Origin of the sequence: Paenibacillus hebaui (assembly GCF_051934385.1) — a bacterium.
Classification (GTDB): Bacteria; Bacillota; Bacilli; order Paenibacillales; family Paenibacillaceae; genus Paenibacillus.
Map to the genome: position 1 here is coordinate 78,522 of NZ_CP196836.1, position 22,667 is coordinate 101,188.

At 46.8% G+C, this 22,667-nt stretch carries 18 protein-coding genes, 1 tRNA gene and 3 rRNA genes; 21 read left to right on the forward strand and 1 reads right to left on the reverse strand.

The genetic code is table 11. The annotated features are described in order from the left end of the window. Nucleotides 1-82: 82 nt before the first annotated feature. From folB to ACR32F_RS00395, 7 genes are all read left to right on the forward strand, one after another. The gene (folB, locus tag ACR32F_RS00365; protein ID WP_105406350.1) at nt 83-445 is read left to right on the forward strand and encodes a dihydroneopterin aldolase; all 363 of its coding nucleotides are present in this window, start codon (nt 83-85) and stop codon (nt 443-445) included. Between the two features lie 9 nt (nt 446-454). Then, complete coding sequence (folK, locus tag ACR32F_RS00370; protein WP_440115135.1) at nt 455-1,003, forward strand: 2-amino-4-hydroxy-6-hydroxymethyldihydropteridine diphosphokinase; 549 nt, start codon at nt 455-457, stop codon at nt 1,001-1,003. Beyond that, complete coding sequence (locus ACR32F_RS00375; protein WP_440115137.1) at nt 955-1,158, forward strand: helix-turn-helix domain-containing protein; 204 nt, start codon at nt 955-957, stop codon at nt 1,156-1,158. Before folK ends, ACR32F_RS00375 begins: the two co-directional genes overlap by 49 nt. A 166-nt stretch (nt 1,159-1,324) precedes the next feature. Further along, complete coding sequence (gene dusB, locus ACR32F_RS00380; RefSeq protein WP_440115139.1) at nt 1,325-2,344, forward strand: tRNA dihydrouridine synthase DusB; 1,020 nt, start codon at nt 1,325-1,327, stop codon at nt 2,342-2,344. A 244-nt stretch (nt 2,345-2,588) separates the two neighbouring features. Next, nucleotides 2,589-3,068, forward strand: a complete 480-nt coding sequence (gene greA / locus ACR32F_RS00385; RefSeq protein WP_440115141.1) for a transcription elongation factor GreA — start codon at nt 2,589-2,591, stop codon at nt 3,066-3,068. A gap of 120 nt (nt 3,069-3,188) precedes the next feature. Beyond that, on the forward strand, nt 3,189-4,700 hold the full coding sequence (gene lysS / locus ACR32F_RS00390; protein ID WP_440115143.1) for a lysine--tRNA ligase: 1,512 nt from the start codon (nt 3,189-3,191) through the stop codon (nt 4,698-4,700). A gap of 202 nt (nt 4,701-4,902) precedes the next feature. Further along, nucleotides 4,903-6,240, forward strand: a complete 1,338-nt coding sequence (locus ACR32F_RS00395; RefSeq protein WP_440115145.1) for a TrkH family potassium uptake protein — start codon at nt 4,903-4,905, stop codon at nt 6,238-6,240. 151 nt (nt 6,241-6,391) lie between these two features. Here the strand turns inward: ACR32F_RS00395 and ACR32F_RS00400 are convergent, their stop codons facing one another. After that, on the reverse strand, nt 6,392-6,991 hold the full coding sequence (locus tag ACR32F_RS00400) for a TetR/AcrR family transcriptional regulator (RefSeq protein WP_440115147.1): 600 nt from the start codon (nt 6,989-6,991) through the stop codon (nt 6,392-6,394). Between the two features lie 78 nt (nt 6,992-7,069). Between ACR32F_RS00400 and ACR32F_RS00405 the strand changes: the two genes are divergently transcribed. The 14 genes from ACR32F_RS00405 (at nt 7,070) to ACR32F_RS00470 (ending at nt 22,560) form a co-directional block, all read left to right on the forward strand. Next, the gene (locus ACR32F_RS00405; protein WP_440115149.1) at nt 7,070-7,627 is read left to right on the forward strand and encodes a hypothetical protein; all 558 of its coding nucleotides are present in this window, start codon (nt 7,070-7,072) and stop codon (nt 7,625-7,627) included. A gap of 497 nt (nt 7,628-8,124) precedes the next feature. Further along, nucleotides 8,125-9,677: ribosomal RNA gene (locus ACR32F_RS00410) — 16S ribosomal RNA — on the forward strand. A 339-nt stretch (nt 9,678-10,016) separates the two neighbouring features. Next, nucleotides 10,017-12,943 (forward strand): 23S ribosomal RNA (locus tag ACR32F_RS00415). Between the two features lie 83 nt (nt 12,944-13,026). Next, nucleotides 13,027-13,143 (forward strand): 5S ribosomal RNA (rrf, locus tag ACR32F_RS00420). Together the 16S, 23S and 5S rRNA genes form the textbook arrangement of a ribosomal RNA operon. Nucleotides 13,144-13,499: 356 nt before the next feature. Continuing rightward, the gene (guaB, locus tag ACR32F_RS00425; RefSeq protein ID WP_440115151.1) at nt 13,500-14,957 is read left to right on the forward strand and encodes an IMP dehydrogenase; all 1,458 of its coding nucleotides are present in this window, start codon (nt 13,500-13,502) and stop codon (nt 14,955-14,957) included. Nucleotides 14,958-15,380: 423 nt separating this feature from the next. Then, on the forward strand, nt 15,381-16,766 hold the full coding sequence (locus ACR32F_RS00430; protein WP_440115153.1) for a D-alanyl-D-alanine carboxypeptidase family protein: 1,386 nt from the start codon (nt 15,381-15,383) through the stop codon (nt 16,764-16,766). Nucleotides 16,767-17,011: 245 nt separating this feature from the next. Beyond that, nucleotides 17,012-17,893: a pyridoxal 5'-phosphate synthase lyase subunit PdxS gene (gene pdxS / locus ACR32F_RS00435; RefSeq protein ID WP_440115155.1), complete on the forward strand. Its 882-nt coding sequence runs from the start codon at nt 17,012-17,014 to the stop codon at nt 17,891-17,893. Between the two features lie 17 nt (nt 17,894-17,910). Continuing rightward, on the forward strand, nt 17,911-18,483 hold the full coding sequence (gene pdxT / locus ACR32F_RS00440; protein ID WP_440115157.1) for a pyridoxal 5'-phosphate synthase glutaminase subunit PdxT: 573 nt from the start codon (nt 17,911-17,913) through the stop codon (nt 18,481-18,483). A gap of 287 nt (nt 18,484-18,770) precedes the next feature. Continuing rightward, nucleotides 18,771-20,054 (forward strand): serine--tRNA ligase, encoded by a 1,284-nt coding sequence (gene serS, locus ACR32F_RS00445; protein WP_440115159.1) that lies wholly within the window; start codon nt 18,771-18,773, stop codon nt 20,052-20,054. Between the two features lie 191 nt (nt 20,055-20,245). Next, nucleotides 20,246-20,334 (forward strand) — tRNA-Ser (locus ACR32F_RS00450). Nucleotides 20,335-20,485: 151 nt separating this feature from the next. After that, nucleotides 20,486-20,827, forward strand: a complete 342-nt coding sequence (locus tag ACR32F_RS00455) for a hypothetical protein (protein ID WP_440115161.1) — start codon at nt 20,486-20,488, stop codon at nt 20,825-20,827. A gap of 24 nt (nt 20,828-20,851) precedes the next feature. After that, on the forward strand, nt 20,852-21,028 hold the full coding sequence (locus ACR32F_RS00460; RefSeq protein WP_440115163.1) for a hypothetical protein: 177 nt from the start codon (nt 20,852-20,854) through the stop codon (nt 21,026-21,028). A gap of 25 nt (nt 21,029-21,053) precedes the next feature. Further along, nucleotides 21,054-21,206 carry a small acid-soluble spore protein P gene (locus tag ACR32F_RS00465; RefSeq protein WP_440115165.1) on the forward strand — a complete coding sequence of 51 codons (153 nt, stop codon included), beginning with the start codon at nt 21,054-21,056 and terminating at the stop codon, nt 21,204-21,206. A 259-nt stretch (nt 21,207-21,465) separates the two neighbouring features. Next, entirely contained in the window at nt 21,466-22,560 is a 1,095-nt protein-coding gene (locus ACR32F_RS00470; RefSeq protein ID WP_440115167.1) for a hypothetical protein, read from the forward strand. Nucleotides 22,561-22,667: the final 107 nt, after the last annotated feature.

Genomic DNA, 22,667 nt, shown 5'->3' on the forward strand with positions numbered 1-22,667 from the left:
GTGGAAGCGTAGCGTTTTTAAAAGGGAAAGAACATATCAATTAGAGCATCATTTCAATATATATAGAGGGCAGGCGGATCTTATGGATAGAATGGTATTGCACCGCATGGAGTATTACGGGTATCATGGCGTTTTTGCCGAGGAACGGAAGCTCGGACAGCGATATTATATTGATCTGGAGATTGATATGGATCTAGGTGAGGCCGGACGTAACGATGATCTGACCAAGACGATTAATTATGCAGAAATTCATGAACTGGTGAAACAGATCGTTGAGAATAAATCATTCCAGTTAATTGAAGCTTTGGGCGAACATATTGCATCTTCTTTACTAGACACTTATACTGTTATCAATGCATTGACAGTCAAGGTGACGAAGCCGCATCCGCCGTTCGATATTCATTTTGAGGGCGTAACGGTAGAGCTTCGCCGCACAAGAAAGTGAGAACCGATCATGATTGCACATTCGACCTCTGAATCTTCAGAGGCTTATATTGCTTTAGGGGCTAATTTGGGTGACCGGGAACAGACGCTGCTTGAAGCGTTGACGTTACTGGAAGTACACCCTCATATATCTGTCTTGCGCTGTTCTGCGCTATATGAGACGGAGCCTGTAGGATACGTAGACCAACCTGCATTTCTGAATATGGCGGCAACCGTACAGACGATGCTTACACCTGAGCAGCTGCTCACCGAATTATTGGATATTGAGAACCGGCTCGGACGGGTCCGGGATATTCGCTGGGGCCCACGCACCGTTGATCTGGATTTGCTCTGGATGGATGGGGAGATGCGGGATACCGAATTGCTTCAATTGCCTCATCCGCGTATGGGTGAACGGGCTTTTGTGCTGGTGCCGTTGTCGGATATCGTACCGGAGGGCGAGGATTCATATTTGTATACCTTTGTACACTCATCGTTGTCTGTACTGGATGGAAAGGATGGAATACAGCTTTGGAAAACATGCAATTGGCCAATCGAATCCGGGCATTCCGGAAGCTGAAAGGTTTAACGCAACAGGAACTTGCTGCCGAGACCGGCATCTCGCTGGCCATTCTGGGAACCATTGAGCGGGGAAATCGCAAGGTGTCACAGCAGGAACTGGATCGGATTGCCGGTGTGTTGGCGATCAGTATCGAGGAGTTGCAGGGCAAGTAGTGCCGTTTCGTTTTGTCATGCCATAACCACAAAGACACCGATCGATCGTTAATCGTTGATTTATACAGCACAGATAGAACATGAAAGAATATGTAGCAATACTGAACTATACACCACCAGGATTCATGCTAGAGCCTATGGATATCAAAGGAGTGGAATGACTAACATGCTGAAAATTGGTGGCATTGAAATGAAAAACCAGGTCGTACTTGCGCCTATGGCTGGCGTATGTAACCCGGCCTTTCGTCTGATCGCAAAAGAATTCGGCACAGGCCTCGTATGTGCGGAGATGGTGAGTGGCAAAGCCATCGTGCATGGCAACCAGCGTACACGTGAGATGTTGTTTGTAGATGAGCGCGAGAAACCGCTGAGCCTTCAGATTTTTGGGGGAGATCGGGATTCACTCGTAGAAGCAGCCAAAATTGTGGACAAAGAAACGAATGCAGACATTATCGACATCAACATGGGATGCCCCGTGCCAAAAGTGACGAAATGCGATGCAGGTGCACGGTGGTTGCTTGATCCGAACAAAATCTACGAGATGGTATCCGCTGTAGTGGACGCGGTCGAGAAGCCGGTGACGGTCAAGATGCGTATCGGTTGGGATAACGAGCATATCTACGTGGTTGAGAACGCACTTGCGGTTGAACGCGCTGGCGGACAGGCGGTAAGTATACACGGCCGTACGCGTGAGCAGCTCTACACAGGTACAGCGGACTGGTCACACATCAAAAATGTAAAAGAGGCTGTCTCCATCCCGGTGATCGGGAACGGAGATGTATCTTCACCTGAAGATGCCCGTCGCATGTTGGATGAAACAGGTTGTGACGGCGTTATGATCGGCCGTGCCGCTCTGGGTAATCCATGGATGCTGTATCGTACCATTCAATACTTGAGCACGGGTGAATTGCTTCCTGACCCGAATGGCGAAGAGAAGATTCGGGTGGCCATCCTGCATATGGATCGCCTGATCGCATTGAAGAATGAAACGGTAGCTGTACGTGAGATGCGCAAACACCTGGCTTGGTACCTGAAAGGTCTGAAAGGATCTGCTCGCATCAAGGACGTTATTATGGAAGGAACCAAACGTGACGAGATGGTACAGATTCTGGAGAATTTTGTGGGTCAGCTAAAAATTGAAGGTAATCTAGAGTCTGAACCGGTAATCGCCGGAAACGCATCCTGATCTAGAAAATTAAAACGTTTACAGCTATATAGGACGTAACATTGACTTTTCGAGACCGTTCACCTATAATTTCTCAGTATAAATTCGCCATGTGCGTCATAAGGCTAGTGCATCAGGAGGAACGTTCTGTTTCTCCGGAGAACTTCATATAGTTTTGAATATGTATACGGGCGGGGCTCTGTAAACAGCACTGGTTCCGTTGCCGTGTAATCAAATTATTCCCATGACAGGAGAATCGGTTGAGATGAGCGATAAGGAAGTTATCCTTACACCAGAAGGACTCAAAAAGCTGGAAGAAGAACTGGAAATGCTAAAATCGGTTAAGCGCCGCGAAGTGGCTGAACGGATTAAGGTAGCCATCGGGTATGGAGATATTAGTGAAAACTCCGAATACGAAGACGCAAAGAACGAGCAGGCTTTTATTGAAGGCCGTATCATCACTTTGGAGAAATTGCTTCGGAACGCGCGGATTATCAACAGCGATGAGATTGATACAGATGTTGTAAGCGTGGGTGCAACAGTCACGGTAGAAGATTTGGAATTCGGAGATAGCACGGAATATACGATCGTAGGTTCTGCGGAGTCGAATCCGCTTCAGAACAAAATATCGAATGAAAGTCCTGTTGGAAGAGCCATTCTGGGTAAAAAAAGAGGTACAGTTGTTGATGTAAGCGTACCTGCTGGCGTAATTCAATATAAAATTGTAGATATTCAAAAAAAGTAATATAGCAATGAAGCAGTCGGGCACTGAGACAAAAGCTTCCTTAGGGAAGCTTTTTTCAACATTTGAGGATGAACACCGCTAAAGATGTCTGCAACGTAAATAAGGAGATGAATATAGATCATGACGGATGAAGTCTTGAATCAGGAAACCGAACTTAGCGAGCTTTTGCAAATTCGCCGTGACAAATTGGACGAGCTGCGCAAATTGGGGATCGACCCTTTTGGCCAAAAATACGTACGTACGGAAGAAGCCGGCTCCATTCTGAAGAAGTACGAAGAACTGACCAAGGAAGAGCTGGAAGAGAAGCATATCGAAGTCAGTATTGCCGGACGGATTATGGCGAAGCGGGGAATGGGTAAGGCTAGCTTTGCACATATTCAGGACCTGAGCGGCAGAATCCAGATCTATGTTCGTCAGGACTCGGTGCCCGAAGATAAGTATGCGGCATTTAGCCTGCTTGATTTAGGGGATATTGTTGGAGTTAGCGGTGTGGTCTTCAAGACCAAAACAGGTGAAACTTCCGTTAAGGTCAAAGATTTAGAAGTTTTGTCTAAGTCGCTTTACCCGTTGCCGGATAAGTATCATGGTCTCACAGATGTAGAGCTGCGTTACCGCCAGCGCTATGTTGACTTGATTATGAGTCCTGATGTACAACAGACCTTCATAATGCGCTCCAAAATCATTCAGTCGATGCGTCGTTACTTGGATTCCCTTGGCTATCTGGAAGTGGAAACTCCTACGCTGCATACCATTGCTGGTGGTGCCACTGCACGTCCATTCATCACGCATCACAATGCGCTGGATATGGAATTGTACATGCGGATTGCAATTGAACTTCACCTGAAACGTTTGATCGTTGGGGGTCTGGAGAAAGTATATGAGATTGGCCGTGTATACCGGAACGAAGGTATGTCAACACGTCACAATCCTGAATTTACAATGATTGAACTTTATGAGGCTTATGCCGACTACAAGGATATCATGCATTTGACGGAGAATCTTGTTGCTCATATTGCGCAGGAAGTGCTCGGTACGCAAGTTATCCAATACGGAGATTATCAAGTGGATCTTACACCGCAATGGCGCCGCGTTACGATGGTGGATGCCGTTAAGGAAGTTGTAGGCGTGGACTTCTCTGTACACATGACAGACGAGGAAGCTCATCGTTTGGCGAAAGAGCATAATGTTAAGGTTGACCCACATATGACTTTTGGTCATATCCTGAATGCATTCTTCGAGGAATTTGTTGAAGAGACGTTGATTCAACCAACGTTCATTATGGGACACCCGCTTGAAATCTCTCCGCTCGCGAAGAAGAGTGATGTGGACCCACGCTTCACGGACCGCTTCGAGTTGTTCATCGTTGGACGTGAGCACGCAAATGCCTTCACAGAGCTGAATGATCCAATTGATCAGCGTCAGCGCTTTGAAGCACAGATGCTGGAGAAAGAACATGGAAACGACGAAGCACATGAGATGGATGATGACTTCATCCGTGCACTTGAATATGGTATGCCACCAACAGGTGGACTGGGAATCGGGGTTGATCGTTTGATCATGCTCCTGACCAACTCGCCATCGATTCGTGACGTCCTGCTCTTCCCACACATGCGTCCTCGTGCACAAGATTAAATAAGGAACGTTTCAACCGTTCATAATAGAAGAGGAACCTGCCAATCAGTTTTAGTATGATGCTGGGCAAGTTCCTCTTTAGGTTTACATAGGCTACGACGTGATAGATCTGTCAGAATGTGATGTTCCTGCCATATGTAAAGCGTCCCAAGATCTCATCGTTGCTTACCATGCTCGTACTTTGTTAAAAGAGGTGCCTTTCATGAAGTTCAGGCTTCACTTTGCTAAATTCCTATCCCCCCCACTGATCCTGGTTGGCGGTTTTCTGCTTATTATCATGATGGGTACCATTTTGCTAATGCTGCCCATCTCCAACCAAAGTGGTGAGCATTTGGCGTTTATTGACGCTCTCTTTACGTCGACCTCTGCAGCATGTGTGACCGGCTTGGTTGTTGTGGATGTAGGCACGACCTTTAACCTTTTTGGTCAGATCGTGATTATGGTGCTAATGCAGCTTGGTGGTCTTGGCTTCATGACCATAGCAACCTTGTTTGCATTGGTGCTAGGCAAACGAATTTCACTCAAGGACAGGCTGCTGCTCAAAGAGGCTATTAATGCAGACAGTATGGAAGGCATTGTACGCATTATCCGCAAGGTGCTGATCTTCTCATTCACCATTGAGGGGGTGGCTGCCGTTATATTGGCGTTGCGCTGGGCAACGGAGATGCCTTTTGCACAAGCGATATATTATGGCGCCTTTCACTCCGTTTCATTATTTAATAATGGTGGCTTTGATCTCTTCAGCAACAGTTTTCAGTATTATACAGGGGATTGGTTGTTCAACCTGACGGCTTCTGTGCTTGTTATATCGGGCGGACTTGGTTTTGTTGTATTAAATGACTTGTTTGAATACCGCAAACGCCGCCGTCTATCATTGCAGTCCAAACTGGTGTTATCCGTGTCAGGCTCGCTAATCGGGATTGGTGCGATCGTATTGTTTGTCTTCGAGTTTACCAATGGGCATACCCTGGCTACTCTCAGCTGGAGTGAAAAGATATACGCAGCTTTCTTCCAGTCGGTCTCTACACGTTCTTCCGGAACAAGTACGATTGATATTACCCAGATGCGACAGGCAACTCAGTTTTTCTTCATCCTGTTGATGTTTATTGGGGCTTCGCCGGGCTCAACGGGGGGCGGAATCAAAACGACAACGTTCCTGATCATGATTGGAGCCGTATATGCCATGATTCGTGGCAATAAGGATATCGTGTTTTTCCGTCAGCGTGTTCCCAAGGAACTGCTCATGAGAGCATTGACCATTATTATGGTCTCCTTGATCATATTCATGATTGTGGTGATGCTCCTGCTTACGACTGAGGATGCACCATTCCTCTCCCTGATGTTTGAGGCTGCCTCTGCAATAGGTACAGTGGGTCTGTCGGTGGGAGTAACTCATGAACTGACCAATTATGGAAAAATCATTATTGCCTTTACCATGTTTATAGGACGGATTGGACCATTAACCATTGCATACGCGCTTCGTCCACGCAAAGAGAAGAAGTTGTATCGCCATCCGGAGGGCCGGATCATTATTGGATAAAAGAAAAACCGTCAGGCATTTAGGAATGGCCCCTATTATGGAAAGGGGTTAGTCACATCTAAGTGTCCTGCGGTTTTTTTGTTTTATGGACTGTTGCTCGAACTTGACTGTACAAACTACTACCATCTTCTTTCAGTTAGACTACTGAATGTTATTCTGCTCCATCGCATAAGGATGCAAGATGCAGGGTAAGTACGTCGTCCATCATTTTAGCATTCATCTGGTCGGGGCGGAGCACTGTATGAATACCCAAACCGTCAACGAGGGCATATAACCGTTCTATTTCCAATTCTTTGTCTAGGTTGGACCGGGCAAGTTCAACCTTAATAAGGTATGTGATTACAGAAGCGATTGCTTGTCTGAGCTCATCATAGACCTTGTCGGCAAGCTTTTTGAGAGCAGGGTCGGTCTTGGATTTGGCTGTAAAAGCGTACCACACCTCCATTTCGGCCATTTTTTCGTCTGTGTTCGGTAAAAACTCAAGCAGTAGACTTTTCATATTATCCATGTGAGAGCTATCGAAGGACATTTGCTGAATTCGTGTCGATACCCGTTCGGATACCAGATTCATTGCGAACAAGAGCAAATCCGATTGGGTTGAAAAGTAATGACGCATAGATCCAGCTGATATGCCGGCTTCATCAGCAATATTTCGAACAGAGGCCTGTTCCATGCCATCTCTCCGGATGACGCGCCAAGCCGCTTCGGCAACAAGCAGGCGCTGTTTGTCATGATCAACTATTTTAGGCATGAAAGTAGTATATCATTGTTGATTATTATAGTACAAACGTGTTAAATTGTATTATAATACATTTGTGCTATTTAAGGAGTGGACCATTTGATTGCCTATTTTATTATTGGATGTGAGATCGCCTTCTGGGTATTTGTCATTGCCGGCTTGAGTGTGCGCTATCTGCTTGGAATGAAACGAACGGGTATTGCGTTATTAATGGCAACGCCAATTGTAGATGTCCTCCTATTGGTTGCTACGGTAATGGATCTTCAACGAGGAGCTACAGCAAGTCTGGTCCATGGGATCGCAGCAATATATATAGGTGTAAGTATTGCATATGGTCATCAAATGATCGCATGGGCAGATCGATATTTTCTCTATTGGTTCAAGGGCGGGGAGAATCCTCGAAGCCAAAAGGTATACGGCAGTGAACACGCGAGTCGTGAACGCAGCGCCTGGCTGAGACATCTATTGGCGTGGTGTATAGGCAGTCTTTTCCTGCTTGTGATGATCTGGTGGATTGGTGATGCGGAACGTACCGCCTCCTTCTCTAACCTAATTAGGGTTTGGGGTATCATACTGGGAATCGATTTTATAATCAGTTTCAGTTATAGTTTGTGGCCGCGAAAAATGCCTGTGAAGAAAGTGAAGTAACATAAGAGAAAATAGCGAAAAGGGCGTGCAGTCATTCTGAATTGAAGAGAATGTATTTGCACGTTCAAGGAAAATGTTGAGGGCATAGGATTTGGCAAAGCAAAATATATAAGCGTATTACGTTGGCAAAGAAGTTAACAGATTTATTGAAAATAAAGCTTGCATTCAAAAACTGTACATGGTATATTCTAATTCCGGCCAAGAAAACACAAGATACACGGTGCGGCAAGCAAATGATTGAAGCTTCGAAAGAAACTTAAAAAAAGAGCTTGCAAAGTTGGTTCGGAAGTGATATGATATAAAAGTTACTGAAGAGAAAGATAAACAGTAACGAAAACAAGTTTGATCTTTGAAAACTGAACAACGAGTGAGTAAACATTCTGCTTGCAGAATGAACGCGAAAGTTTGAGACAAGCCTTGGCTTGAATCGACTGGAGCACAAATGAGATTTTTAATCTCGTCAGATTCAAAATGAGCTTATCGCTCTTTTCAATACTTTATTGGAGAGTTTGATCCTGGCTCAGGACGAACGCTGGCGGCATGCCTAATACATGCAAGTCGAGCGGAGTGGATAGGAAGCTTGCTTCCTTGATACTTAGCGGCGGACGGGTGAGTAACACGTAGGCAACCTGCCCTCAAGCTTGGGACAACTACCGGAAACGGTAGCTAATACCGAATACTTGTTTTCTTCTCCTGAAGGAAACTGGAAAGACGGAGCAATCTGTCACTTGGGGATGGGCCTGCGGCGCATTAGCTAGTTGGTGAGGTAACGGCTCACCAAGGCGACGATGCGTAGCCGACCTGAGAGGGTGATCGGCCACACTGGGACTGAGACACGGCCCAGACTCCTACGGGAGGCAGCAGTAGGGAATCTTCCGCAATGGGCGAAAGCCTGACGGAGCAATGCCGCGTGAGTGATGAAGGTTTTCGGATCGTAAAGCTCTGTTGCCAGGGAAGAACGTCCTTGAGAGTAACTGCTCAAGGAGTGACGGTACCTGAGAAGAAAGCCCCGGCTAACTACGTGCCAGCAGCCGCGGTAATACGTAGGGGGCAAGCGTTGTCCGGAATTATTGGGCGTAAAGCGCGCGCAGGCGGTCATTTAAGTCTGGTGTTTAATCCCGGGGCTCAACCCCGGATCGCACTGGAAACTGGGTGACTTGAGTGCAGAAGAGGAGAGTGGAATTCCACGTGTAGCGGTGAAATGCGTAGATATGTGGAGGAACACCAGTGGCGAAGGCGACTCTCTGGGCTGTAACTGACGCTGAGGCGCGAAAGCGTGGGGAGCAAACAGGATTAGATACCCTGGTAGTCCACGCCGTAAACGATGAGTGCTAGGTGTTAGGGGTTTCGATACCCTTGGTGCCGAAGTTAACACATTAAGCACTCCGCCTGGGGAGTACGGTCGCAAGACTGAAACTCAAAGGAATTGACGGGGACCCGCACAAGCAGTGGAGTATGTGGTTTAATTCGAAGCAACGCGAAGAACCTTACCAGGTCTTGACATCCCTCTGATCGATGCAGAGATGTATCTTTCCTTCGGGACAGAGGAGACAGGTGGTGCATGGTTGTCGTCAGCTCGTGTCGTGAGATGTTGGGTTAAGTCCCGCAACGAGCGCAACCCTTATATTTAGTTGCCAGCACTTCGGGTGGGCACTCTAGATAGACTGCCGGTGACAAACCGGAGGAAGGTGGGGATGACGTCAAATCATCATGCCCCTTATGACCTGGGCTACACACGTACTACAATGGCCGGTACAACGGGCTGCGAAATCGCGAGATGGAGCGAATCCCAACAAAGCCGGTCTCAGTTCGGATTGCAGGCTGCAACTCGCCTGCATGAAGTCGGAATTGCTAGTAATCGCGGATCAGCATGCCGCGGTGAATACGTTCCCGGGTCTTGTACACACCGCCCGTCACACCACGAGAGTTTATAACACCCGAAGTCGGTGGGGTAACCGCAAGGAGCCAGCCGCCGAAGGTGGGATAGATGATTGGGGTGAAGTCGTAACAAGGTAGCCGTATCGGAAGGTGCGGCTGGATCACCTCCTTTCTATGGAGAATCGTTTCCCGAGTGGAAACATTCAAAACCAAGTCTTCAGGAAGCATGCTTCCGAAGCGAGCTTTACTTCGTAAAGCTTTTAACTCACTCGTTGCTCAGTTTTGAGAGCTCAAACTCTCAAACAGCTTGCTTTTGCATGGAGCTTGTTCTTTGAAAACTAGATATTGAAACGAAATTTTGCGATTTAGAACATTCCTTTAAGCTGATCTTGTGTAAACAAGTGAAGTGTTTATAAGGTAGATTGCATGAGCGAGTGATCGAAATGGAGCGACTTTTGGCGTTGGACGCAGTCCAAAACAAGCGGAGCGACAGCTCGAACACGAGCGATATGGTTAAGCTACTAAGAGCACACGGAGGATGCCTAGGCGCTAGGAGCCGATGAAGGACGTGGCGAACAACGAAACTGCCTCGGGGAGCTGTAAGCAAGCTTTGATCCGGGGGTGTCCGAATGGGGAAACCCAGCTGGGGTAATTTCCAGTTACTCACAACTGAATACATAGGTTGTGCAGAGGCATACCAGGGGAACTGAAACATCTAAGTACCCTGAGGAAGAGAAAACAATAGTGATTCCGTCAGTAGCGGCGAGCGAACGCGGAGAAGCCCAAACCAGAGAGCTTGCTCTTTGGGGTTGTGGGACGTCTCACATGGAGTTACAAAGGAGCCGATTAAGCGAAGAGGTCTGGAAAGGCCCGCCAAAGAAGGTAAAAGCCCTGTAGTTGAAAGTCTGCTCTCTCCGAGACGGATCCCGAGTAGTGCGGGGCACGTGAAACCCCGTATGAATCCGGCAGGACCATCTGCCAAGGCTAAATACTTCCTAGCGACCGATAGTGAAGCAGTACCGTGAGGGAAAGGTGAAAAGCACCCCGGAAGGGGAGTGAAATAGAACCTGAAACCGTGTGCTTACAAAAAGTCAGAGCCCGTTTTAGGGGTGATGGCGTGCCTTTTGTAGAATGAACCGGCGAGTTACGTTCCCGTGCAAGGTTAAGGTGATGAGCCGGAGCCGCAGCGAAAGCGAGTCTGAATAGGGCGAGTTAGTACGTGGACGTAGACCCGAAACCGGGTGATCTACCCCTGTCCAGGGTGAAGGTGCGGTAACACGCACTGGAGGCCCGAACCCACGCATGTTGAAAAATGCGGGGATGAGGTGGGGGTAGCGGAGAAATTCCAATCGAACTCGGAGATAGCTGGTTCTCCCCGAAATAGCTTTAGGGCTAGCCTCGGAAAACAGAGTCGTGGAGGTAGAGCACTGATTGGGTGCGGGGCCCGCAAGGGTTACCAAGCTCAGTCAAACTCCGAATGCCATAGACTTACTTCCGGGAGTCAGACAGTGAGTGCTAAGATCCATTGTCAAAAGGGAAACAGCCCAGACCATCAGCTAAGGTCCCCAAGTGTGTGTTAAGTGGAAAAGGATGTGGAGTTGCCCAGACAACCAGGATGTTGGCTTAGAAGCAGCCACCATTGAAAGAGTGCGTAATAGCTCACTGGTCGAGTGACTCTGCGCCGAAAATGTAACGGGGCTAAACACACCACCGAAGCTATGGCTTGATGCTTTGCATCAGGGGTAGGGGAGCGTTGTATAAGGGTTGAAGGTGTACCGTAAGGAGCGCTGGACATTATACAAGTGAGAATGCCGGTATGAGTAACGAAAAGATCAGTGAGAATCTGATCCGCCGAAAGCCTAAGGGTTCCTGAGGAAGGCTCGTCCGCTCAGGGTAAGTCGGGACCTAAGGCGAGGCCGAAAGGCGTAGTCGAAGGACAACAGGTCGAAATTCCTGTACCACCGTAAGCCGTTATGAGCAATGGGGGGACGCAGCAGGGTAGTGACGCGGACTGATGGATGTCCGTCTAAGCAGTGAGGCTGATGTGTAGGCAAATCCGCACATCGATAAGGCTGGGCTGTGATGGGGAGCGAAAATTATAGTAGCGAAGGTCATGATCTCACACTGCCAAGAAAAGCCTCTAGCCAGGTGATGGTGCCCGTACCGCAAACCGACACAGGTAGGCGAGAAGAGTATTCTAAGGCGCGCGGAAGAACTCTCGTTAAGGAACTCGGCAAAATGACCCCGTAACTTCGGGAGAAGGGGTGCCCCGGTAGTGTGAATAGCACGAGGGGGCCGCAGTGAAAAGGCCCAAGCGACTGTTTAGCAAAAACACAGGTCTGTGCGAAGCCGTAAGGCGAAGTATACGGGCTGACGCCTGCCCGGTGCTGGAAGGTTAAGGGGAGTGGTTAGGAGCAATCCGAAGCTGTGAACCGAAGCCCCAGTAAACGGCGGCCGTAACTATAACGGTCCTAAGGTAGCGAAATTCCTTGTCAGGTAAATTCTGACCCGCACGAATGGCGTAACGACTTGGGCGCTGTCTCAACGAGAGATCCGGTGAAATTTTAATACCTGTGAAGATGCAGGTTACCCGCGACAAGACGGAAAGACCCCATGGAGCTTTACTGCAGCTTGATATTGAATTTGGGTACGATCTGTACAGGATAGGTGGGAGCCTTTGAAGCATGAGCGCCAGCTTGTGTGGAGGCACCGTTGGGATACCACCCTGATCGTATCTAGGTTCTAACCTGGTACCGTAATCCGGTGCGGGGACAGTGTCAGGTGGGCAGTTTGACTGGGGCGGTCGCCTCCTAAAGAGTAACGGAGGCGCCCAAAGGTTCCCTCAGAATGGTTGGAAATCATTCGAAGAGTGCAAAGGCATAAGGGAGCTTGACTGCGAGACCTACAAGTCGAGCAGGGACGAAAGTCGGGCTTAGTGATCCGGTGGTACCGCATGGAAGGGCCATCGCTCAACGGATAAAAGCTACCCTGGGGATAACAGGCTTATCTCCCCCAAGAGTCCACATCGACGGGGAGGTTTGGCACCTCGATGTCGGCTCATCGCATCCTGGGGCTGAAGTAGGTCCCAAGGGTTGGGCTGTTCGCCCATTAAAGCGGTACGCGAGCTGGGTTCAGAACGTCGTGAGACAGTTCGGTCCCTATCTGTCGTGGGCGTAGGAAATTTGAGAGGAGCTGTCCTTAGTACGAGAGGACCGGGATGGACGTACCGCTGGTGTACCAGTTGTTCCGCCAGGAGCACCGCTGGGTAGCTATGTACGGAAGGGATAAGCGCTGAAAGCATCTAAGCGTGAAGCCCCCCTCAAGATGAGATTTCCCAGTATGTAAGACCCCTTGAAGACGACGAGGTAGATAGGCTGGGGGTGGAAGTGCAGCAATGCATGGAGCTGACCAGTACTAATCGGTCGAGGGCTTATCCAATTGCAGGTTGTAAGACGCAAATTTCGTTTCGAATCTAGTTTTCAGAGAACAAATACTCTGAAATGTAAGCTATAAGCTATGCGTTTGGTGGCGATGGCGGAGGGGTTCCACACGTACCCATCCCGAACACGACCGTTAAGCCCTCTAGCGCCGATGGTACTTGGACCGCAGGGTCCTGGGAGAGTAGGACGCCGCCAAGCAAAGAACCACTGCCGATGTAATTCGGTGGTGGTTTTTTATTTGTTTATGAATAGATATGATTTAGATGTAGCGAATAGCTTCCATATCGTAATCTTAATCTTAATGTACATAAACGTCATTTTAAACGAGATGGCGTATTTTATTATATATTGAACTTGTCCGCACAAGAAATACAGTTGTATGCAGCAGGCAACACACCTTATATAACCAGGGACTTTCCCTTGACAGTCTAAATAACGCTTTGCTAAGATGGCAATAATAAATTTTTCAGAAAACGTATTTTCGGCATAAAAACTGCCTGGGATCTTCGGTTTTAGGACCGTAAAGCTGAGCAAACTTAAGGAGGAACACCCGCGTGTGGGAAGATAAATTTGGTAAGGAAGGTTTAACCTTCGACGATGTACTGCTAGTGCCACGGAAATCCGAGACACTGCCTAAAGAAGTGGATGTATCTGTTCGTTTGAGTGACAGCGTAAAACTGAATATTCCTTTAATCAGTGCAGGTATGGATACTGTAACCGAAGCGACATTGGCTATTGCCATTGCCCGTGAAGGTGGTATTGGTATCATTCATAAGAATATGTCTGTGGAGCAGCAAGCAGAAGAAGTGGATCGGGTTAAGCGTTCGGAGAGTGGTGTTATTACCAATCCGTTCTCATTGACAGCGGAACATCTGGTTTCTGATGCTGAAGCGGTTATGGCGAAGTATCGCATTTCCGGAGTGCCCATTGTTGAAGGCGACCAAAAGCTTGTAGGTATCCTAACCAATCGTGATTTGCGTTTCATCCACGACTTCTCCATTAAAATCAGCGAAGTCATGACTCGTGAGAATTTGGTTACTGCTCCTGTAGGTACTACACTGCAAGAAGCGGAAGGCATCCTCCAGAAACATAAAATCGAGAAACTCCCATTAGTAGATGAGTCCAATACACTGAAAGGTCTCATTACTATTAAAGATATCGAAAAAGCAATTCAATTCCCTAACGCCGCTAAAGATGCACAAGGACGTTTGCTGGTTGGTGCAGCAATCGGTATTTCCAAAGATACCTTTGAACGTGCTGATGCATTGGTACAAGCTGGTGTTGACCTGATTACAGTAGACTCGGCTCATGGACACCACATTAACATCATCGATGCTGTACGTCAGCTGCGTGAGCGTTTCCCGAATCTGACGATCGTTGCGGGTAATGTAGCTACTGGTGATGCAACTCGTGACCTGATCGAAGCAGGGGCGTCCGTTGTCAAAGTAGGAATTGGTCCCGGTTCGATCTGTACAACTCGTGTAATTGCAGGTATTGGTGTTCCTCAAGTTACAGCGGTGTACGATTGCGCATGTGTAGCACGTGAATATGGTGTGCCAATCATCGCTGACGGCGGCATCAAGTACTCGGGTGAGATCACTAAGGCTCTTGCTGCAGGTGCTCACGCCGTTATGCTGGGAAGTTTGTTTGCTGGTACAGCAGAAAGCCCGGGAGAAACGGAAATCTTCCAAGGACGTAGCTACAAAGTTTACCGTGGTATGGGTTCTATGGCTGCGATGAAACAAGGAAGTAAGGATCGTTACTTCCAGGATGATGACAAGAAACTGGTTCCAGAAGGAATCGAGGGCCGCGTTGCTTACAAAGGTCCGTTGTCTGATACCATTCATCAGTTGCTCGGTGGTTTGCGTTCAGGCATGGGATATTGTGGAACAAGCAGTTTGGATCATCTTCGTAATGACACACAGTTTATCCGTATTACAGGTGCGGGGCTTCGTGAAAGTCATCCGCATGATGTACAGATTACCAAAGAAGCACCTAACTACTCGTTGTAATCCGAAGGGTGTTAATCATTTCCAGGACAGGCTTAGCGATTTTCGCTGGGCCTGTCTTTTTTTGCGGATACCCCTGTGATAGAATAGAACAAGCGGTGACGATCCTTTGATGGATTAGAGTGTTGCGGCGGATTTTTGGCGTAAATCTATGAATATTGTTTTGAAAGCAATTGGATTGCCAGAAAAGGGTGCCCAGCTAGAAAGAAGCGCGGACGTCCTTTTTACATAAGCATTTTGCCAAATGCTGATTAAGTGACAATCGATAATGGACTTCAGGAGCAAGGATATTGCTCTTTCGATACAGCGCATATAGTACACATCTCCACACATCATCTTTACACAAGTCAGGGACCAAGAAAATTGCAGCACAAGCTGCACTGAAGCATATAACATAATGCTTTGGATCGAAGGGAGTATTCATCATTGAAAGCCAAACAAATGAATAAAAAGAAACGTCAAATGCTCAAAAAAAGCGTAGCCTCGGTTATGCTCATTAATATGCTCTGCATGTCTGCAGTAATGCCAGTTATGGCTGCGAATAACTCGGGACAGGTTATGACCGCTGCAGCAACAACGAAGAAGACAGAGAAAGCCGTGGAGATCCCTGGGGTTAAATCGCTCGGACTTGAGGTTAGATCAGCAGTGCTGATGGAAGCTTCAACAGGCCAGATTTTGATGTCTGTCAATGCTGATAAAGCAATGCCGCCTGCGAGTATGACAAAAATGATGACCGAGTATATTGTTGCTGAGCAAGTCAAACAGGGGAAAATCAGCTGGGACGAAGTGGTTACAGTAAAAAAGAATGCTGCACAAAGCGTCGGCTCGCGTATTTTCCTGGCGGAAGGTGACCAGCATACGGTTAAGGACCTGTACATTGCTATGGCTGTCGGTTCTGCAAATGATGCTACAGTAGCTTTGGCTGAACACATCGCTGGCTCCGAAGAAGCTTTTGTGAAGATGATGAATGATGAAGCGAAGCGTATGGGAATGAAAGACAGCTATTTCATTAACTCCACAGGTCTGGATCGTGCAGATATGCCTGCAGATTTCCGTCCAGCTGAAGATAAAGAAATAGTCATGTCGGCTCGGGATGCAGCTATCCTTTGCAGATATATCATTATGGATCACCCGGACTACAAAGATTTTACCACGATTCAATCCTATAAGTTCCGTCCCAATGATAAAGCTCCAATTATCAACTATAACTGGATGTTGGAAGCGAATAAAAATATAACCAATTTCAAAAGCTATGCTTATGAAGGTCTGGACGGAATGAAAACAGGCCACACCACGAATGCAGGCAATAACTTCACAGGTACAGCGGAACGTAATGGTATGCGCCTGATTAGTGTGGTTATGGGCACTGATTCGGAGTCTGCGCGTTTCAGGGAAACGAAAAAAGTGCTGGACTTCGGATTTAACAACTTTGAAGTCAAACAGACTGTTGCAGGTAAAACGAAAGTAACGGGATGGGAAGCTGTACCTTTGAAAAAAGGCAAGGAGACAACAGTTCCTGTCGTAACCGATAATGATGTAAGTTTTGTAGTTCCCAAAGGCACTCAAAACCTTGATGTTACGTTCAAAGCGAGTGTAACTGAGGCCGATAAGCTGGTAGCTCCAATCAAGGCGGGCACTAAGGTAGGGACGGTAACGTATACGTATAAGGCTAACGGGATTGAACCTCAGGAGAAAACAGTGAATCTGATCACTTCTGAAGAAGCGGAGAAGGGTGGATGGTTCCGTCTATTCTTCCGTGCTGTAAAGGATTTCTTCGTTGATCTGTTTGACGGCATCAAAAACCTCTTCTAAATAGGTAATTCGATAATTCGGTCCACAATAACGACATTTTTAATAGAATTGTTGTTGGAGCACTGACAAATTGCAGGTTATTCCGACGGAATAGATTGTATATTTACAATTTTTCCGGTAAAATATCAAGTTAGAATTCTACGTATGATTCAGTGAAAAAGTCTATTGTTCTTCTGCTTGGAAAGGCGGGTTATCTAGCTTTTTCAGAGCCAAGAACGACACATACATTATGGGGGGCTAGGAATATGGAAACGGGAACATCACGCGTTAAAAGAGGTATGGCTGAAATGCAAAAAGGCGGCGTCATCATGGACGTTATGAATGCCGAACAAGCTAAAATTGCTGAAGCAGCAGGTGCGACAGCAGTTATGGCTTTAGAGCGTGTTCCTTCTGATATTCGTGCAGCAGGGGGAGTAGCCCGTATGGCTGATCCAACCATTGTGGAAGAAGTGATGAAGGTTGTAACGATTCCTGTTATGGCCAAAGCACGGATCGGACACTATGTTGAAGCCAAGGTACTGGAATCACTGGGTGTGGATTACCTGGATGAGAGTGAAGTACTGACTCCTGCGGATGAAGTATTCCATATCGATAAACATGAGTTCACTGTACCATTTGTATGTGGAGCCAAAGACTTGGGCGAAGCACTGCGCCGGATCGGTGAAGGAGCTTCCATGATTCGTACCAAAGGTGAGCCGGGAACAGGTAATATTGTTGAAGCTGTGCGCCACATGCGCTTTATCAATAGCCAAATTCGTAAAGTAACTAACATGTCCAAGGACGAGCTGTACGCAGAAGCCAAAAATCTTGGTGTTGCATATGAGCTTTTGCTTGATATACATGTAAATGGAAAATTGCCTGTAGTTAACTTCGCAGCTGGCGGCGTGGCTACTCCTGCAGATGCTGCACTGATGATGCATCTGGGTGCTGACGGTGTATTTGTAGGTTCAGGAATCTTCAAGTCCGAAAGCCCGGAGAAGTTCGCACGTGCCATTGTAGAAGCAACGACACATTACACAGATTACAAACTCATTGCTGAAGTATCCAAAAACCTTGGAGCTCCAATGAAAGGCATCGAGATTTCCAAACTTGCACCTTCCGAGCGCATGCAGGACCGCGGCTGGTAAGAGAAGGGGATTTGCAGATGAAGATCGGCGTTTTAGCACTTCAAGGGGCAGTCACCGAACATATTCGTAGTATTGAACGGGCTGGAGCGGAAGGTGTTTCTATTAAACAGGTTCAGCAACTAGAGGATCTGGATGGTCTCATCCTTCCCGGCGGAGAAAGTACTACAATCGGCAAGCTGATGCGCAAATATGATTTTATGGATGCTATTCGGGCGTTCGCTTCTGAGGGTAAACCGGTATTCGGTACCTGTGCTGGTTTGATCGTTATGGCTAAACACATCGTAGGACAAGAGGAAGCTCATTTGGAGCTCATGGATATGACTGTATCGAGAAATGCTTTTGGACGACAGAGAGAAAGCTTTGAAACGGATCTGCCGGTCAAAGGTATTGAGGAAACGGTAAGGGCTGTGTTCATTCGGGCACCCCTGATCGAGAGTGTGGGGGACCAAGTAGAGGTTCTTTCCACTTACAAGGATGAGATTGTAACTGCACGCCAGGGGCATCTGCTGGCTTGCTCCTATCATCCTGAACTGACGGATGATTATCGACTGCATGCTTATTTTGTAGACATGGCTAGATCGTATAAGTAGTCTGTACAGAATCAATAGTGATGGATATACAACCTATGATCTGTCGGTGAACCGGATCAGTCCTCCAGAAGCTCGCAAAGCTTGCTGGTACGGCGCTGTCCGGTCGGATGCCTGATGTTGCCCATGTCTGCTTCCAAAAGCGGGAAACGCAGCGTAGGGTGTCACCGGAGTTCCATAGGTTGTTTTCTTATCATTGAGGAATAATGAAGTTATACGGGCTTCGCAAATGTTGTGGAATGAGCTTGTTGTAATGTTTCACTTTGTGGGGTATTTAGGAGGGGTATGTAGTGCTTGATGTAAAAATATTGCGGAATGAGTATGCGCGTGTAGAAGAAGCGTTGACTAACCGTGGCAAATCGCTGGATCTAATCGCTGGATTCTCGGAGATGGATGCCAAGCGTCGAGAGTTGCTTCAAGAGAGTGAAAACCTGAAGAATCGTCGGAATACGGTATCGGGCGAAGTAGCCAAACTTAAAAAAAATCGTGAGAATGCAGATGAGCTGATTATTGAGATGCGTGAAGTCTCGGATCGGATCAAAGCGATGGATGAAGAAGTGCGTGAACTGGAAGCGAAGATCAATGATCTGACCATGGCCATCCCGAATATTCCGAATGAGAGCGTACCTGTTGGTAAGTCCGAAGAGGATAATGTGGAGATTCGTCGTTGGGAAGAGCCCAAGTCATTTTCATTTGCACCAAAAACGCACTGGGAAATCGCACAGGATCTCGATATTCTTGATTTTGAAGCGGCTGCCAAAGTAACAGGTTCCCGTTTTACCTTCTATAAAGGACTTGGCGCACGTCTGGAACGTGCTTTGATCAACTTCATGATGGACCTACATAGCGACCAGCATGGATATGAAGAGATTCTACCTCCTTATATCGTCAATCGTGACAGCTTGTTTGGAACGGGCCAATTGCCCAAATTCGAAGAAGACCTGTTTAAGTTGAAAGATACCGAGTATTATCTGATCCCTACAGCAGAAGTTCCGGTAACCAACTATCATCGCGAAGAGATTCTAAGTGCAGATCAACTCCCTAAACACTATGTAGCATACAGCTCTTGTTTCCGTTCTGAAGCAGGTTCTGCGGGACGGGATACACGCGGGTTGATTCGCCAGCACCAATTCAATAAGGTTGAATTGTTAAAGCTTTCTTCTCCGGAAACCTCTTATGAGGAATTGGAGAAAATGACGCAGAATGCGGAGCGTGTGCTTCAACTACTGGGGCTTCCTTACCGTGTCCTGACGTTATGCACAGCAGATATGGGCTTCACTTCAGCTAAAACGTATGACATCGAAGTGTGGTTGCCAGAGAGCAATACCTATCGGGAGATTTCCTCTTGTTCCAACTGTGAGGACTTCCAGGCACGCCGTGCTAATATCCGTTTCCGCAGAGAGCCGAAAGCCAAACCGGAATTCGTGCATACACTGAACGGGTCAGGATTGGCTGTTGGGCGTACTGTAGCGGCGATCTTGGAGAATTACCAACAAGAAGATGGAACAGTGGTTATCCCTGAGGCACTGCGTCCTTACATGGGTGGAACCAGTGTGATTGCACGTCGTCCCTAGGCAGAGGCTAATTACCATATGATCTGACTGTAAGAAGTATGCCCGTCATTCATGGCGGGTTTGCTTTCGTTATAGGCATATTTTATTCCAATTTGTAATAAAGAAAAATACGGATACAAAAAAAGGTTGCTTTCGGGTACCCAACTATGGTATGATACTTTTTGTTGAAACTTTATAAAAGATTTAACTTTGGAGAGGTACCGAAGCGGTCATAACGGGGCGGTCTTGAAAACCGTTAGAGTGCAAGCTCACGTGGGTTCGAATCCCACCCTCTCCGCCATACCATACTTATAACAAGGATTCGAGCGATAAGCTCGGGTCCTTTTTTGCGTTTATAGGGATCTAATAATAGCGAATGATTTGATGTCAATACATCTGAAATGCATAAAAACGTCCTTATCGCCGCATTTTATAGAAGTGGAGGTGGTAAGATGAACCGCGAATTAAACATCGATCAGGCAGAGCTTGTAGGAGCTTGGCAGGAAACATTGCCCGAAATTCTAAACGTTGGAGATCAGGCTCAAGTTATGGCAGACGAGGCAGATGAACAGGCTATACGTATTCACATTGCAACAGCCGGGCACCAGATGTATTCATTCGATTTCAAATGTGCATATGTGGACTCTCGTGAGGTCAATGTGCAGCTAATTGATGTGGAACGGGATGGACAGACGACAGATGAGCGTACAGAACCCATTCAGGAATTGGCCCAAGATTATACAAGGCATATTCACGAATGCGCTCAGTCTTTGCAATCCAGAACAAAATATTAGTCCATGTTGGAGGAGTGAATTTGATTGAGTAAAGCCAAAGCTGGAACAGATAAAAATCTGCAAAATGTAGTCGCTGATCTGGAGCAAACAGCTGTAAATAGCCATCATGCCCAGCAAATTCAGCAAGACTCGAATGACCGCCGTCACCAGGATTCGTTGAATCATGATAAAACGGAAGATATGGACCCATCCCATTCCTAAATTAATGAAGAGGGGGTAACTTGGCATGAGCAAACCGAAAGCAACACCTGTACCGGAAGCCCAGGCTTCTGAACAGCACAGGCAAAAGGATAAGCATTCTTCCATGCAGGAACCGTTATCGGGTTCCAAAAAAGTGAAAAACCAAAACCATGTGGACCATAACAACCCTCAAGGATAGCTTGAAATGAATGATCTCTTCAAAACATATAGTGCATAGATAATATCCTAGAACTCCGGTTAACTTACCGGGGTTTTTGCGTGTTAGTACATATATCAAGAGTGAAATCCGTTAATATTCAAAGTTGATCTAGGTCTTTGTAGCCATTTTACTGAGGATAGATCACAATTTTCCCAAATCGTGTTTCCGTTTCAGAATAAATGGTATATCATTGATATTGAATCATTTTTTTGGGGTTATCACGAGAGGAGAGAAACAAATGACTAAACGTATGGGGGCGCTTCTTCTTACGTTGCTGTTAACCGTGTCTATGGCACTGACAGCATGTAGTAGCAAGCAAGAACCGAAAGAGGCATTGAAGACGGCAGCAGCCAATGCTTCGAAACTGACTTCGTATGAGATGAGTTCCAACTTTACCATTAATGAATTGAGCTATAAACCTGCAGAGGGATCACAAGGTGATCCAACGATGACTCAGTTTATGAGCATGCTGAAGGATGCACAGTTGAATGTAACTGGTGTATACCAAAGTGAGCCAATGCAAACCGAAATGACGGTTGGTATCGAGCTCAAGGGTGATATGGGCATGACCTTTAACATCCCTATGGTTATGACCACTGAGAAGCTTTATGTTAAAGTGCCTAGCATTCCGTTCTTCCCGATTCCAGAAACGGTTGTTGGTAAATTCCTTGAGCTTGATTTGAAAGAGCTAGCTGAGCAAGAGGGAACGGAATGGAATCCAGACGCTATGGATGCAGCCAAAACGCAAAAGTTGAGCAACGAAGTGATGGATGCAGTGCTGAGCGAGTATGACCAGGATAAATACTTCAAAAATCTAGATGTGAAGGATGCAAAACTTCCTGAGGGTGTAGACGCCAAGCAAGTTGTACAATTCTCGGTCAATAATGACAATGTAAAAGAAGCAGTTACTGTGCTGGTAACGAAAGCATTGCCAAAAGTACTGGATATTCTGTCCAAAGAAGAATACCGCGATATGTTGCAAATGGATCAAGCGGATATCGATAAAGCCAAAGAGGATCTGAAAATCTCTGAAGCCGATCAAGCTGAAATGGCTAAAGATCTGGATAAACTGAAAGAGACGTTGACCATCAACCAGTTCCACATTGATTTCGCTCTGGACAAACAAGACTTCCCGGTATATCAAAAAATGGTTGCTGATCTGTTGATCAAACAACCAGATACCAAGGATGAAATGAAATTGGCCTTTACCGGTTCGAACACGTACACCAAAATTAACGAGAAGCCAGCATTCAAAATCAACATCCCTACTGGCGAAGACGTAATTACAATGGATAAGTTCCAAGAACTGATGAACGCTTCTTATGGGTATTAAGTTCCCATAACGTAATGAGTAATAGACAAAGAGCCGCCCTTGACCTTTATGGTCGGGCGGCTTTTTGTTGTAATTTGATAAACGGTCTACCCTGATCTACGAGCCGA